Raw genomic sequence first — 14,426 nt, 5'->3', positions numbered from 1 at the left:
TCGAAGGAGTGTCCGATCATGAAGATCCTGGTTGTCCTGACCTCGCACGACACGCTCGGCGACACCGGCAAGAAAACCGGCTTCTGGCTCGAGGAACTGGCCGCGCCGTACTACACGTTCAAGGATGCGGGCATCGAGCTGACGCTCGCGTCGCCGAAGGGCGGCCAGCCGCCGCTCGATCCGAAAAGCAGCGACCCGACGGCCCAGACCGACGCGACGCGCCGTTTCGACGCCGATGCCGCGGCCAAGGCCGAACTCGCGTCGACGCGCAAGCTGGCCGATGTGTCGGTGGACGACTACGACGCGGTGTTCTACCCAGGCGGCCACGGCCCGTTGTGGGATCTCGCCGAGGATCTGCATTCGATCGGCCTGATCGAGCGCGCGCTCGCGGCCGGCAAGCCGGTCGCGGCGGTGTGCCACGCGCCGGGTGTGCTGCGCCACGTGAAGAACCCGCAGACCGGCGAGTCGGTCGTGCGCGGCAAGCGCGCGACGGGGTTCACCAACAGCGAGGAAGCGGCCGTCGAGCTGACCGAAGTCGTGCCGTTCCTCGTCGAGGACATGCTGAAGACCAACGGCGCGGAATTCGAGCGCAGCGCCGACTGGGCGCCGCATGTCGTCACCGACGGGCTGCTGATCACCGGGCAGAACCCCGCGTCGTCGGCGCCCGCGGCCGAGGCGCTGCTCGCGAAGCTCGGTCACCGCTGAAAGCATGGCGCCGGCCGGCCCGCCGATGGCCCGCATCGCTGCGTCGTGCGCACCGCATGGCGCATTTCCAGCCGTTTTGCAGAACCAAGCAAAGGAGTCGTGGATGTCTGCCCTGTTCGAACCGTTCAAACTCAAGGATGTCACGCTGCGCAACCGCATCGCGGTGCCGCTGATGTGCCAGTACGTCGCCGAAGAGGGCGTCGTCAACGACTGGCATCACGTGCATCTGGCCAGCATCGCGCGCGGCGGCGCGGGCCTCGTGATCGCGGAGGCGACGGCCGTGTCGCCGGAAGGCCGCATCACGCCGGGCTGCGCCGGGTTGTGGAACGACGCGCAGGCCGAGGCATTCGCGCCGTCGGTCGCGGCGATCAAGGCGGCCGGCGCGGTGCCCGGCATCCAGCTCGCGCACGCGGGTCGCAAGGCGAGCGCGAATCGCCCGTGGGAAGGCGACGACCATATCGCCGACGGCGATCCGCGCGGCTGGCAGACCATCGCGCCGTCGGCCGTGCCGTTCGGCGCGCACCTGCCGAAGGTGCCGCGTGAAATGACGCACGACGACATCGCCCGTGTGCAGGCCGACTTCGTCGCATCGGCGCAGCGTGCGCGCGACCTCGGTTTCGAATGGCTGGAACTGCACTTCGCGCACGGCTATCTCGGCCAGAGCTTCTTCTCGGTGCATTCGAACCAGCGCACCGATGAATACGGCGGTTCGGCTGACAACCGCGGCCGCTTCCTCGTCGATACGCTCGCGGCCGTTCGCAAGGTCTGGCCCGAGCATCTGCCGCTGACCGCGCGCCTCGGCGTGATCGAATACGACGGCCGCGACGAAGAGACGCTCGCCGAGTCGATCGCGCTCACGCAGCGGATGAAGCGGGAAGGGCTCGACATGCTGAGCGTATCGGTCGGCTTCTCGACGCCGACCGCGCAGATTCCGTGGGGCCCGGCATTCCTCGCGCCGATCGCCGAACGCGTGCGCCGCGAGGCCGGGCTGCCGGTATCGTCCGCGTGGGGAATCGACACGCCGCAACTGGCGAACCGCGTGGTCGAGCAAGCGCAGCTCGATCTCGTGATGGTCGGCCGCGCGCACCTGGCCGATCCGCACTGGCCGTACTACGCGGCCAAGCAGCTCGGCGTCGAGCGTCCGTCGTGGACGCTGCCCGCGCCGTACGCGCACTGGCTCGAGCGCTACCGGGTCGCCGACAAGGCGGCGTAAGCGGGGCGTGTCGATGCAGCGCCGCGGCGGTGCGCGCATCCCGCGTGCCGCCGATCCGGCGCCGATGGATAGAATGGCGGTTCGTCCAGGCCGATTGCCTGGGCGAACCGCCTTTTTTTCATTTCGACAGAGGTGCCATGGGCGCACATGTCCCGTCGTCTCACGATTCCGCCGCGCGGCCGCGCGTCCAGCAGATCGCCCGCGTCGCGCTGTATGCGGCGCTGCTGTTGCTCGCGCTGTGGGTGATCCGCGACTTCATTCCCGCCATCGCCTGGGCCTGCGTGATCGCCATCGCGATGTGGCCGCTGCTGAAACGCTTCGAATCGCACCGGTTGTTCCGCAGCCGGCCGACGCTGATCGCCACTGTCATCACGGCGGCGATTTCGCTGCTCGTGGTGCTGCCGGTGGCCGTCGCGACGACCCAGGCGTTCGCGCAGGCGCATGACCTGCGCGAATGGCTGCACACGGTCCAGGACAACGGCATTCCGCTGCCGGACGTGGTCAGCCGGTTGCCGTACGGCGCGGCGCAGATCACCGAATGGTGGCAGGCCAATCTCGGCCATCCGCTGCATGCGGCCACCGCGATGCACGGCGTCAACGGCGAGAAATTCATCGCGTTCGGGCGGCAATTCGGCACGAAGCTCGCGCACGTGCTGCTCGAATTCGGTTTCATGCTCGTCACGCTGTTCGTGATCCTGCGTGCCGGCCACAAGCTGTCGGGTGCGTTGTTGCAGGGCGCGCGGCGCGCGTTCGGGCGCAACGGCGCGGAACTGATCGAGCGGATGGTCGCGGCCGTGTACGGCACGGTGACGGGGCTCGTCGTCGTCGGGCTCGGCGAGGGCGCGCTGCTCGGCGTCGCCTACGCGCTCGCGGGCGTTCCACATGCGGCGCTGCTCGGCCTCGTCACGGCGGTCGCCGCGATGCTGCCGTTCTGCGCGCCGGTCGTGTTCTGCGGCGCGGCGCTCTGGCTGTTCGTGCAGGGGGCGACCATGTGGGCCGTCGTGGTCGCGGCGCTCGGGTTCATCGTCGTGTTCGTCGCCGAGCATTTCGTGCGGCCGGTGCTGATCGGCGGTTCGACACGGCTGCCGTTCCTGCTCGTGCTGTTCGGCATCCTCGGCGGCGCCGAGACGTTCGGCCTGATCGGGCTGTTCGTCGGCCCGGCGCTGATGACGGTGCTCACGATGCTGTGGGCCGAATGGATCGCTTGAGCGCGCATGCCGCCGCACCGGTTCGACGTCGCGCTGCAACGGCGCGGCGGGCCGCGCATGCGAAGGCCGGCTGCAACGATCGCTGACGATTCGGCCGGTGCGGATGCGTGCAAACGCAGGGATTCGGATGAAGATCTCTACATTTCTTTTCGATCCGGACCCAAAGGTCGAGTAGCATGGGGCTTTCGATCACGCCGGTAGGCGCAGCAGATTTCCCGAGCATGCGATTGATTCCGATGGCCCGTCCCGCAGCGACGCTGTCCCTGGCCGCCAGTTGCCTGATGTTGCACGGCTGTGCGTGGTTCGACTCGTGGCTGCCGTTTTCGTATTCGCGCACGCCGCTTGCACGGGCCGCGTCGCGGCACGGCGCGACGCGCGCCGACGTCGTCCGCGCCGCCGGCAACCCGCGCAGCGTCTGGATGGTCCGCAACGGCAGCGGCGTCTGCTACAACTACTTCATCGAGCACGGCAACGATCATCGTGCTTTCTTCGTCGTGTTCGACAAGGCCGGCGTCGTCACGCAGCACGGCTTCGATTCGTGCATGGACGCCGACCGCAAGGGCACGCTCCAGCAGGGCAAGAGCGCGTCGCGATAGGGCGGCGGCCACGCGCCGCGCGAGCGCGTCATACTGCCGTCACGCTATCGTGTCGACTACACCGCCGTCGACGCGCAACGCCGCGCCGGTCGTGGCCGATGCCTGCGGCGAGCACACGTACACGACCAGGTTCGCGACTTCCTCCGTCGTCGCCGGCCGCTGGATGATCGAGCTGGCGCGCTCGCTGCGCACGAATTCCACTGCAATGTCGTCGATGCTGCGGCCCGTTTCGTCGGCCTGCGCCTTCAGCATCTCGCGCACGCCTTCCGACATCGTCGGCCCCGGCAGCACCGAATTGACGGTCACATGGGTGCCGGCCGCGAGCTTCGCGAGGCCGCGCGCGATCGACAACTGCGCGGTTTTCGTGAACCCGTAATGAATCATGTCGACGGGGATGTTCAGGCCCGATTCCGACGAAATGAACACGATGCGCCCGGCATTGCGTTCGATCATCCCTTTCAGGTAATGCCGTGCGAGCCGCACGCCGGACATCACGTTGATCTGGAAATAATGTTCCCATTCGGCGTCGTCGATGTCGAAGAACGCCTTCAGGCCGTAGATGCCCGCGTTGTTGACGAGAATGTCGGCATTCGGCGTGTGCTGCGTGACGCGCGCGACGCCGGCCGCGTCGGACAGGTCGGCGGCGACGCCGTCGAAGCTTGCGCCGGGCACGGTGTCGCGCAGTTTCTCGAGCGCGGATTGCACCGACGGGTCGCTGCGGCCGTTGACGACGACGTGCGCGCCGGCTCGCGCGAGCCCTTCGGCGATCGCGAGCCCGATGCCGGCGGTGGAAGCGGTGACGACCGCGGTCTTGCCTTTCAGATCGATCTGCATGAGCGTGACGGGGAAGAGTGAACGAGGGTCGCCGCGCGTGCCGCGGCGGACGGAATTCAAAGCTTAGGCAAATTCCGCTCAATAGGCCATGTCGCGAGCGCGTCGGCAGCGGTCACGCGGGAATTCCGGGGGGCGAAGTGACGTGCTGCCGGGTATGGCGGACGCGCGAGATTCCTGTCGGTTCGGGGCGAGCGGGCGCGAAATTGGTATCCCGCGCGTGCTTTACCCGCGAGATACCGAACCGATGACGTATTCGCCGGCTGCGATGGCAACCCGTCGATATCCGGGCCGCCAGGATCGGCGCAACAACCGATCCTGGCGGATATCGTGCATGCCGCTGGCCTTCTCGCGACCCACGCTCGCAGAACGGGCGAATCGTCAGCGATGAAACGCGAAGATCACGAACACGTGACGAACCAGTCCCACCAGTAGTATCCCAACAACTCCTGGGTGCTTCTTTCCAGCGTATAGAGCCCGAAGCAGGCGCCAAGCGTTTCGATCCCGCTCTCTCTCGCCTTGGCGCCGATGCTGACGAACGTTTGCGGCTGCGTCAGCGGCGGCAGGCCGTCGCGCGTTTCGGGGTTCAGTTGCACGGCGTTCACGTCGAGGAAGTCCTGCGAAAACGGATTGAAAACTTGCTGGCCGAACAGGTGCGAAACCTGATAAATCAGCACCGCGTCTTCCGCGTTTTCATAGAGGGAGATCGCTCGGAGTGAAACCGTGTCGCCGGGATACAGCGTCAGAACGGGGTCCGCCGGGCCATTTCCGATCGACGCGCCGCGCGCGCCGGTGTAAAGCAGGCGCACGGCGCGATGATCGACGGCGATCGGTAACTCGGGCTGCTTGCTCGGATGCGGGTACCTCAGCTTGATATATTCCGTGTCGATGACGGCGAGGATGTCGATTTGCTGCGCGGTCGTGTCGCGAGTGAGGCTTCCAGGATCGGCTGTCATACGGGTGCTCCATTCTGGTTTAACGCGGAAAAGGTGCGGCACCCTGTGGGGCGCCGCGTAAAACCTGCCGGCTTGAATCGCTCCGTATCGCATCGGAGCGAGTTGTTGGGGGCTCGCTTCAAGCCGCGGAGGCTTGCCAGACCCAGAAGAAGTAGCCGAACAAGGATTTCCTGTTTTGGCTCCGCGTATACAGCGCAAAAGACGTTGCGAGGTACTCGGACCCGGACGATTTTGCGACGGATTCGAATGCCTGGAAGACCTGGGATTGCGCCGAGGTCGCAATGATGTCGGGCGTCTCGGCAGCGCTCGCCGCGCCAGCCTGTTCGATGGTCACCGCGGTAAACGGACCGAACACCTGAGCGCCCGAGTATTGCTGGACGTGGTAAATCAGCGCAGCGTCTCCCGAATTGTCGGATAGCGACGTCCCCATCAGGGATACCTTGTCGCCAACATTCAATTTCAGGCCCAGATTACCGGTTCCTTCCGAACTGCTCACGCCGGGCGTGTGGCCGTTGAGCATGAACAACGCAGTGCTGGCGATGCCGGTCGGATTTTGCGCGTTCAGGCTCGGATTGGGGTAACTCTTCTTTATGTAATCCGTGTCGATAACGGCAAGAATTTGAATGGACTGAGCGACTTTTTCCAGGTTGATGATATTCGGATCGACTTTCATTTGAATGCCTCCATGACAGGCTAATTGCCCGTTCGGTGCGCGTGGCGCATCGGCGATGCGCTTCGTCAGTATTGTCCATTTATATTTGTTTTAGTACCTGTCAGGTTTGATGGGGAATTTATTTTGGGGAGAATTAATTTTTTAGATCGGGAGGGGGGCGTGTAATCGACTGTAATTGATTTTTATTGATTTTCCGGGTCTGAATTACAGGTTGTTGTATGCGAGGTCAAGCGCTCGTCACCGCGTAATCGGTTGTAATTGATTTTGGTGGGTGAATGAATTGATATTGTCCTTGACGCGCTAATGACGTGTCGTCGGACTCAAATTCATAACGCTTAGTGAATGGAGATTAACCATGGCTTCCGAAATCACGCTTGCATCAAGCGCGCAGGACATCAACATCATCGCGGTGATCGATACGGAATGGGTCAAGAAGACGTATCCGAACCCGAGCCAGAATCAGGCCGCGCCGACGGGCATCGCCCACAATGGCCAGTTCCTGATCTGCACCGGTGCGCGTGGCGTCAAGGGGCAGGGTACGGCCGACCTGGAAATCACCGCCTACCCGGGTGACCGCGTCCAGTTCACCGGCGTGTCGATCTACGACAACTCCGACGATGCCGTGATCATCTACAACATCCCGCGCTATCAAGGCGACGAGGTATTCAACCCGTTCGTCTGCAACACGGTCGTCCGCAATGGCGCGGTGGAACCCAACCCGGATTCGGGGACCCGCAATGGCCTCCCGCCGCTGAAGAAGCAACTCACGTTCGCGACTTTCGACTCGTCGGTCCGGCGAAGCGGGACGGAATATTTCGGCGTGTGCTTCGCGCTTTACAAGCTCGTCGGCGGGCAGAACCAGGAACTGTTCGGCTACTACTGGTGGGACCCGAAGATCATCGTTCCGGCCTGACCCGCTGCTGTCGGTTTCAGCGCCCGAGCATGCGGAAACGCGTGTGCAAGCAGAGGTGCAGGGCGGGCGCTGTTTCAGCGTAAGCGCGTCATCCTCCGCACCTCGTGCGGGAAGTCGGCGGCGCAGGGTGGTGCCCACGATCATGTCCGTGGGCACCACCGTTCTGCGCAGCGGCGAAGCAGCGCGATCCGGTTGCGCGGCGCCACACAGTCTTGTACGGTGAGCGTTCGTCGTTCGAACCCGGAGCCCACCGCGTGAGCCGTACCGCCAACCGATCCGCCGTACCGTCGCCGTTCTGGCGCGATACCGCGCTGCCGTTCATCGAGGCGCGCACCGTCGACGACGGGCGCGCGATCTGCTACGCGAAGCACACGCACGACACGTTTTCGGTGGGCGCGATCGTCGGCGGCACGAGCACGTACGTGAACGGCGCGACGAACGCGCACGTCGGGCGCGGCGTGCTGGTGATCATCGACCCGGAGCAGGTGCACGCGTGCAACCCGTACGGCCCCGATGCATGGGCGTACCGGATGGTCTATGTCGACGTGCCGTGGCTCGCGCGGCTGCAACATTCGCTGGGCGGCGATCCGAACCGCGATTTTCACGGGTTTTCGCCGAAGTTGACCGAGCGCGGCGATCTGTTCGCGCGATTTGGCGGCTTCTACCGCACGCTCGTGTCGCCCGGCATCGATGCGCTCGGCAAGGAGAGTGCGGCGGTCGAATTCTTCACGGCGCTGCACGGCGCGCTCGACCGCGAACTACCCGATGCGCGGCCGGGAGACGACAACGCAAAGCTTGCGCGCGCGGCCGACTACATCGCCGCCCATTGCCGCGAGGCCGTCACGCTCGATGCGATCTGCGCGGCGGCCGACCTGTCGCCGTCGTACCTGATCCGCGCATTCAATGCGCGTTACGGGATGACGCCGCATGCATTCCTGATCGATCGGCGCGTGCAGTACGGCCGCACCGAATTGCGGCGTGGCAGGCCGATCGCCGAAGTCGCGCTCGACGCCGGCTTTGCGGACCAGGCGCATTTCCAGCGCGCGTTCCGGCGGATCGCGGCCGCGACGCCCGGGCAGTACCGCAGCGCGATGCGCTGACCGCCACGACGGCTACACGTCGAGCAGAAACAGCGCGCTGCCCGCGAGCAGCAGCGCCATCAGCCGGTTGAACACGCGCATGCGCCGCGCGTTCGCGAGCCGGTGCCGCAGCGACGCGCCCGCATAGCCCCAGCATGCGATCGACGCGAAGCAGATCACCAGATACAGCGCGGCGAACTGCCAGACCTGCGCGCGATCGCCATCGGCCGCATACGCGCCCATCGCGGCCACGCACGCGAGCCACGCCTTCGGATTGAGCCACTGCATCGCCGCGCCGGACGCCGCCGACGGGCCGGCCACGTGGGGATCGGCCGACAGCCGGCCGTCGTCGAGCGCGAGTCGCAGCGCCATATACAGCAGAAACGCGATCCCCGACCACTGCGTGGCCGTCGTCAGCACGGGCCAGCGCGCGAGCGCCGCGTGCAGGCCGAGCCCGATCAGCAGGAACAGCGCGACGAAGCCGAGCGTCGCGCCCGCCGCGTAGCGCAGGCTCGCGCCGAGGCCGTGGCGGGCGCCCGCGCTGAGCGCGACGATGTTGACGGGACCGGGGGTGATCGACGAGGCGAGCGCGAACGCGGCCATCGAAACCAGCATGCTCATCAGGTGTCTCCATGCGACATGTCGAAAGTCGCATCGAGACTACGGGCGCGGCGCCGGCCCGTATTGAAGAAAACTGCCCTCGGCGGCGCTGTCGGGATTCACGTCACGCTGAATCCGGCGCAGCGCTCACGAGCCGACCGAAAGCGACAGGACGCAGGCGTGGCCGCCGAAGCCATCGAGTCTCATTTCACGGATGGGCGGGCGTCGCGAGCGCGTCGAACGCGTCGGCTTCCGGAAGCTGGCGCCACGACTCCGGGCCTGCGTCGATTTCTTCGACCGTCAGCAGGCACGCATCGAGTTCGCGACGCAACCGGACGTGATCGATCGACTGCCCGATGAACACGATTTCCTGCCGGCAATCACCTGCCGGCTCCTCCCATTTCTTCAGCACGCCCTCGCGACGATAGTCGTCGTGTGGCCAGTCCGACGGTGGCGTAAACCGCCACCATCGGCCAACGTAGCCCCACTGGAACGTGTCGCCGGCCTGCACGAGCATGGCGGTTTCCGCATATCGGTGCGCGGCCCACACATAGCCCTTGCAGCGAAGCAGTCGGCCGTTGGTCCAGGGGCGCCGCAGCCACGCGAGCAGGCGCGCCGGATGAAACGGCGCACGTTCGCGATAGACCCACGACGCGACCCCGTACGCATCCGATTCCGACGGGCGTTCGTCGGCCTGCATGCGTTGCATCCATCCCGGCGATTCGACGAGCGCCGGCAGATCGAAGCGCCGCGTATCGAGGACGTCCGACGGATCGACCTTGCCGTGCTGCATCGGCAGGATTCGCGCGGACGGATTCAGTGAGGCCAGAATGGCGCGCAGCCGCTCGAAACCCGCGTGGCCGATCCGGTCGAGTCGGCTCACGAGGATCACGTTCGCATATTCGACTTGTTCGATCAGCAGGTCCGACAGCGTGCGCGGCGGACCGGCATCGCCGCCGTTCGCGGGCGGGGCGTCGTGCGTGACGGGTTCGGCCGACGCGATCATGTCCTCGAACGTCTCGCCGTTGACCACCGTGACGAGCGTGTCCAGCCGCGCGAGTTCGCTGAGGCTGAAACCGTCCCGGTCGAGAAACGCGAACGTCTCCGCGACGGGCATCGGCTCCGAGATGCCCGTCGACTCGATCAGCAGGTAATCGAAGCGACGCTGCCGCGCCAGCGTGCTGATCTGCTCGAGCAAATCGGCGCGCAGCGTGCAGCAGATACAACCGTTGGTCATTTCGACCAGTTCGTCCTCGCCTCGATGCAGCTCGACGTTGCGCCGCACGTCGTCGGCGTCGACGTTGACCTCGCTCATGTCGTTGACGATCACGGCGACCTTCAGGCCGGCGCGATTGCGCAGGATGTGGTTCAGCAACGTCGTCTTCCCGGCGCCGAGGAAGCCGGACAGCACGGTGACCGGAATCCTCGGCGCCGGGGCGGCCGGCAAGTGTCGATTGGCCGGCGTCGTCATGCGCTCTGCCCGGACGCGCGATCCAGGTAGCCCTCGAACAGGTCGACCACGACATAGCCGTCGTCGGCGGCGTCGCCCCACAGATCCTTCACGCGGAACTCCACATGATAGGTCGGCTGATGCGCGGCGCCGGTGTCGCCGTGGCCGATCGCGTCCGGGAATGGCCACGATTCGGTCGTCCGGTGCAACACGACGCCCGTCTTGCCGCGAACGTAGCCCGGCGCGCGGATGTGTCCGCTGACGTATTCGTCGCGAACGACGACGCGATCGCCGACCTCGAACCGCGTCGACCCGGCCGGGGCCGCCCGGCCGGCGGAGCGCGGCGGGTTCGCGAGCCGGAAAGGCGAACCGAGCGCGCGGTCGAGTTCATCCTGCGTGAGCACGCCGGTTTCGACGAGCAAGGTCGCGGTCGCGATCACGTAGCGCTCGTAGTAGCGCGTGCCGACGTGCTGGCGCACGTCGATGCGTTCGACTGCGTGACGTACCTCGTCGACGCTGAATTTTTTCAGTTGGTCCACCCCGACGAACATCAGGCTGTACGCGAGATGTTCCCAGTCTTCCTTGAAGACCGGTTTGTAGCCGAGGCTGTTGATCGTATGCGGCACCGGGCCGAAACCCTGGAATCCGCCGAGGTCGTGAAAGCCGTCCATATGTGATCTCCGAGAGGAAGGTCGAGAGCGAAACGTGGTGCGAGTCAGTGCGCGCGCGGCAGCGCAACGCCGATCAGCACGTCCTTCGTGACGAGCGCGCGCAGTTGTTCCTCGGTCATGTGCTCGCTGCCGGCCGGCCGCACGGGCAGCACGAGATAGCGGCTTTCGGCAGTCGTATCCCAGACCTTCACGACGACGTCGTCGGGCAGGTCGGTGCCGAGTTCCCGCAGCACCGTGCGCCCTTCGCGGACGAGCCGCGCACGATATTCGAAGCCCTTGTACCACTCGGGCGGCAGCCCGAGCACCGGCCAGTTCGTGCATGAGCACAGGCTGCAGACGATCACGTTCTTCAGCGTCGGGGTGTCCTCGAGCGCGACGATGTATTCGCCCTGCGGGCCGGTGTAGCCGAACTGCGCACAGGCGGCCGTGCCGTCCTTCAGCAGAAGTTCGCGAAATGCCGGGTCGACCCACGCACGCGCGACGATGCGCGCGCCGTTGGCCGGGTCCCAGGTCGTGGACATCAGCTCGGTCAGCGTGTCGATATAGCCGTCGGGAATCAGGTTCTTCTCCTTCATCACGCGAAACAGCGCCCAGGCGCGTTCGCCGGGCGTCGAGACGGTTTCCTCGGAAGGAATCGTGTTCATCGTGGGGCTCCTTGTCGTGGTTCGGGTCGACCGCCGCCACGGCGTGGCGACTGCCGTGGCGGGGGGCAGGCGTGTCGTGTCGGTCACGCTCGACGAGCAGGGTAAGAAGAGAAAAAGCGCGGTTCTTTGCCGGCACGGATCGGAAACTGTGCCGAGACGGCCCCGGTGCGCGGCAGGCGCCGATGCGCACCCGGAGGCACGGCGATGCGCGGCGTCGACAGCGCGTCCGGCATGAAACTGGGGCAGCCCGCGCACGTTGCTCGACCGCCGCGGGGCGCTGGCTGCGCAGGTCCGCCACAGCCAATTTCTTGTTCCGCCGGAAAACAGAAATGCGGATTTTGCCTTTCTATTCTCACCCTCAAGCGACGGCCGTCCGGTGTCGCGAATCGTCGGCGCTCTCCGAGTACCGGCGGAATAACAGTCAGCCAGCACCCCGCGATTCCACCGTCCGGCAACGGTTCCCGTTCGTCGTACGTCGAGCGTGGCGGTGTCTGCGCATCCAGGTGAGGAGCATGATGGACAACGTCAACAGAATGAAACTGAAGCGGATCGCGCGCTGGATCGGCCTGTCGCTGATGGTCGTCGCATCGCATTACGCGGGCGCGGTCGAGGTCGATCCCGGCGACTACGAGCAGTATCCGATCGGCGCGACGATCGGCGTGCTGTACTACAACTATTCGGCGACGAACGCGTACTACGCGAATGGACACCGGACGTCGGATTTCGATCTGCAGTCCAATGTCGGCATCGCCCGCCTGCTGCATGTGTTCCAGCTCACCGACCGGCTCACGATCGATCCGCAGGTGTTGCTGCCGTTCGGTCATATCAGCAGCTTCGGTAACGCCGGCGCGCTTGGCAGTACGAATGGTGTCGGCGACGTGATCCTGACCGCGCCGTTGAAATTCCGCCTGAACGAAGCGAAGGACGTCGTCGCCGCGACGGTCTACGTTTACGCGCCGACCGGGAGTTACGACCAGAACCGCGGCCTCAATCTCGGCGCCAACCGCTGGTCGCTCGATTTCCAGGCAGCCTACGTCAAGCACTTTTCGCCGCAGTGGGCACTCGATCTCGTCGGCGACGCGATCTGGTACGGCAACAACACGTCGTATGGCGCGAGCGGTGCGACGCTGCATCAGCGGATGAGCTACAGCGCACAGGCGATGGTGCGTTACATGCCCGATCTAGGCACGTCGCTCGGCATCGGCATTACCCAGCTCTGGGGCGGTGAAACGAGCGTCGACGGCGCGGACAACAACGACGCGCTGCGTACGACGCGCCTGCGGATCACCGCGGCGAAGTTCGTGACGAAGGCCGACCAGGTGCAAATCCAGCTCGGCACCGACCTGAGCGTGCGCAACGGTCCGAAGAACAGCGTGCTCGCCGGCCTGCGTTACGCGCACATCTTCTGACGACCCGCATGCACCAGGGTATGGCCGGTGCATGCCGCTCCGTGTCCCCCAACGTCGAACCCTCGACACCCGATTCCCTTTCCAGAGAGGTCACGCATGGAATCCGCCATCGACAAACACCTGATCTGCCCGCGGACGCTGTCGCGCCGCGTCGCCGACGATTACCAGCCGCCGTTCCCGATGTACGTCGCCCGGGCCGCCGAAGACCTGAACCAGGTCGTGATGGGCTATTTCGGCGTGCAATACAGCGGCGCCGACAAGCGCGCGGCGGCACTGGCCGCGTTGCGCCGGATCGTCGCCGATTTCGGTATGCAGGACGGCCCGAACAACTTCGACCTGACGCAACACACCGACGATCAGGGCTACGAGAACCTGATTGCCGTCGGCTACTGGCGCGATCCGGCCGCGTATGCGCGCTGGATCGCGTCGCCGGCGCTCGTCGAATGGTGGGCCTCCGACGCACGCCTCGCGGACGGGATCGGCTACTTCCGGGAAATCGTCGCGCCGCGCGCCGAGCAGTTCGAGACGCTTTACGCATTTACGAGCGATTTCCCCGGCGTCGGCGCGATCATGGACGGCGTCAGCGGCGAGATCGAGGAGCACGGCTACTGGGGATCGATGCGTGACCGGTTCCCGATCTCGCAGACGGACTGGATGAACGCGAACGGCGAGTTGCGCATCGTCGACGGCGATCCGGCGCGCGGCGGCCGTGTGGTCGTACTGGCACACGACAACATCGCGCTGATTCGGTCCGGTCAGGACTGGCGCGCGGCGGAGAGCGACGAGCGCCGACTGTATCTCGAGGAGATCGAGCCGACGTTGCGCAGCGGAATGGAGTTCCTGCGCGACAACGGCAAGGAGGTCGGCTGCTACAGCAACCGCTACGTGCGCTCGATCGATCTCGACGGCAACCTGCTCGACGAGAGTTACAACATCGGCCACTGGCGCTCGCTCGACCGCCTTGAGCGGTGGGCCGAATCCCATCCGACGCACCTGCGGATCTTCGTCACGTTCTTCCGCGTCGTGACCGGGCTGTCGAAACTGCGGCTGTATCACGAAGTTTCCGTCTTCGACGCAAAGCATCAGGTCTACGAATACGTGAACTGCCATCCGCGCACCGGACTGATGCGCGACGCCGTCGCCATCGCGCGCTGAATCCCGCCGGCGCCGCCCAGGCTGGCGGCGCCGCTTACCGAACTGGAGAACGTCGATGGCCATCAAACGCCCGACCCGCGAACAACTGTCCGACATTGCAGCCGGCTTCGGCTTTCATGTCGATGCCCGCCAACTCGCCGAATACGACGATGCGCTGCAGGCGAACTTCGACGCGTACGACGTGATCGACGCGCTGCCCGACCATCTGCCCGTCGTCGCGTATCCGCGCACGCCCGGCTACCGCCCGGAAGGCGACGAGAACCGCTACGGCGCATGGGCGCGCAAGAGCACGATCCACGGTGCCGCCGACGGCAAGCTGCGCG

The 14,426-nt window shown here is 65.6% G+C and carries 15 protein-coding genes and 1 pseudogene; 9 read left to right on the top strand and 7 right to left on the bottom strand.

What is annotated here, in order from left to right; genetic code table 11:
* The first annotated feature begins 18 nt into the window (after window positions 1-18).
* From JMF86_RS21165 to JMF86_RS21150, 4 genes are all read left to right on the top strand, one after another.
* Window positions 19-705 carry a type 1 glutamine amidotransferase domain-containing protein gene (locus JMF86_RS21165; RefSeq protein WP_011547806.1) on the top strand — a complete coding sequence of 229 codons (687 nt, stop codon included), beginning with the start codon at window positions 19-21 and terminating at the stop codon, window positions 703-705.
* 103 nt (window positions 706-808) lie between these two features.
* Window positions 809-1,918, top strand: coding sequence for an NADH:flavin oxidoreductase/NADH oxidase (locus tag JMF86_RS21160; RefSeq protein ID WP_201317137.1), 1,110 nt, complete (start codon window positions 809-811; stop codon window positions 1,916-1,918).
* A 137-nt stretch (window positions 1,919-2,055) separates the two neighbouring features.
* On the top strand, window positions 2,056-3,126 hold the full coding sequence (locus JMF86_RS21155; protein ID WP_011694722.1) for an AI-2E family transporter: 1,071 nt from the start codon (window positions 2,056-2,058) through the stop codon (window positions 3,124-3,126).
* A gap of 221 nt (window positions 3,127-3,347) precedes the next feature.
* Window positions 3,348-3,722: a hypothetical protein gene (locus JMF86_RS21150; protein WP_034174823.1), complete on the top strand. Its 375-nt coding sequence runs from the start codon at window positions 3,348-3,350 to the stop codon at window positions 3,720-3,722.
* A gap of 39 nt (window positions 3,723-3,761) precedes the next feature.
* On the opposite strand, the gene JMF86_RS21145 is transcribed toward JMF86_RS21150, so the two are convergent.
* The 3 genes from JMF86_RS21145 to JMF86_RS21135 all read right to left on the bottom strand — a co-directional run bounded on the left by JMF86_RS21145 (window position 3,762) and on the right by JMF86_RS21135 (window position 6,182).
* Window positions 3,762-4,556, bottom strand: a complete 795-nt coding sequence (locus JMF86_RS21145; protein WP_011547803.1) for an SDR family NAD(P)-dependent oxidoreductase — start codon at window positions 4,554-4,556, stop codon at window positions 3,762-3,764.
* Between the two features lie 398 nt (window positions 4,557-4,954).
* A complete protein-coding gene (locus JMF86_RS21140; RefSeq protein WP_011547802.1) occupies window positions 4,955-5,509 on the bottom strand; it encodes an inclusion body family protein in 555 nt (184 codons plus the stop codon).
* 118 nt (window positions 5,510-5,627) lie between these two features.
* Window positions 5,628-6,182: an AidA/PixA family protein gene (locus JMF86_RS21135; protein ID WP_011547801.1), complete on the bottom strand. Its 555-nt coding sequence runs from the start codon at window positions 6,180-6,182 to the stop codon at window positions 5,628-5,630.
* Window positions 6,183-6,537: 355 nt separating this feature from the next.
* Between JMF86_RS21135 and JMF86_RS21130 the strand changes: the two genes are divergently transcribed.
* Window positions 6,538-7,095, top strand: a complete 558-nt coding sequence (locus tag JMF86_RS21130) for an inclusion body family protein (RefSeq protein WP_006479130.1) — start codon at window positions 6,538-6,540, stop codon at window positions 7,093-7,095.
* Between the two features lie 254 nt (window positions 7,096-7,349).
* Window positions 7,350-8,195: an AraC family transcriptional regulator gene (locus JMF86_RS21125; protein ID WP_011694723.1), complete on the top strand. Its 846-nt coding sequence runs from the start codon at window positions 7,350-7,352 to the stop codon at window positions 8,193-8,195.
* Window positions 8,196-8,207: 12 nt separating this feature from the next.
* Here JMF86_RS21125 and JMF86_RS21120 read toward each other — a convergent pair whose 3' ends face one another.
* The 4 genes from JMF86_RS21120 to nthA all read right to left on the bottom strand — a co-directional run bounded on the left by JMF86_RS21120 (window position 8,208) and on the right by nthA (window position 11,539).
* Window positions 8,208-8,795, bottom strand: a complete 588-nt coding sequence (locus JMF86_RS21120; RefSeq protein ID WP_006485658.1) for a LysE family translocator — start codon at window positions 8,793-8,795, stop codon at window positions 8,208-8,210.
* Between the two features lie 187 nt (window positions 8,796-8,982).
* Window positions 8,983-10,245 carry a GTP-binding protein gene (locus tag JMF86_RS21115; RefSeq protein ID WP_011547799.1) on the bottom strand — a complete coding sequence of 421 codons (1,263 nt, stop codon included), beginning with the start codon at window positions 10,243-10,245 and terminating at the stop codon, window positions 8,983-8,985.
* Window positions 10,242-10,895, bottom strand: a complete 654-nt coding sequence (nthB, locus tag JMF86_RS21110; RefSeq protein WP_011547798.1) for a nitrile hydratase subunit beta — start codon at window positions 10,893-10,895, stop codon at window positions 10,242-10,244. The genes JMF86_RS21115 and nthB overlap by 4 nt, the downstream gene beginning before the upstream one ends.
* Window positions 10,896-10,939: 44 nt before the next feature.
* Window positions 10,940-11,539, bottom strand: a complete 600-nt coding sequence (gene nthA / locus JMF86_RS21105) for a nitrile hydratase subunit alpha (protein WP_011547797.1) — start codon at window positions 11,537-11,539, stop codon at window positions 10,940-10,942.
* A 512-nt stretch (window positions 11,540-12,051) separates the two neighbouring features.
* On the opposite strand from nthA, the gene JMF86_RS21100 reads away from it, so the two are divergent.
* The 3 genes and pseudogenes from JMF86_RS21100 to JMF86_RS21090 all read left to right on the top strand — a co-directional run.
* On the top strand, window positions 12,052-12,948 hold the full coding sequence (locus JMF86_RS21100) for a transporter (RefSeq protein WP_011547796.1): 897 nt from the start codon (window positions 12,052-12,054) through the stop codon (window positions 12,946-12,948).
* Window positions 12,949-13,044: 96 nt separating this feature from the next.
* On the top strand, window positions 13,045-14,103 hold the full coding sequence (locus JMF86_RS21095) for a phenylacetaldoxime dehydratase family protein (RefSeq protein ID WP_011547795.1): 1,059 nt from the start codon (window positions 13,045-13,047) through the stop codon (window positions 14,101-14,103).
* Between the two features lie 55 nt (window positions 14,104-14,158).
* Window positions 14,159-14,426 (top strand): annotated as a pseudogene (locus JMF86_RS21090) (amidase); the annotation flags it as partial.

It is taken from the genome of Burkholderia sp. E168m15, assembly GCF_016586105.1.
Lineage (GTDB): Bacteria > Pseudomonadota > Gammaproteobacteria > Burkholderiales > Burkholderiaceae > Burkholderia > Burkholderia orbicola.
Note: the sequence above shows the minus strand (reverse complement) of the source record. Positions and strands in the feature narration are given on the sequence as shown.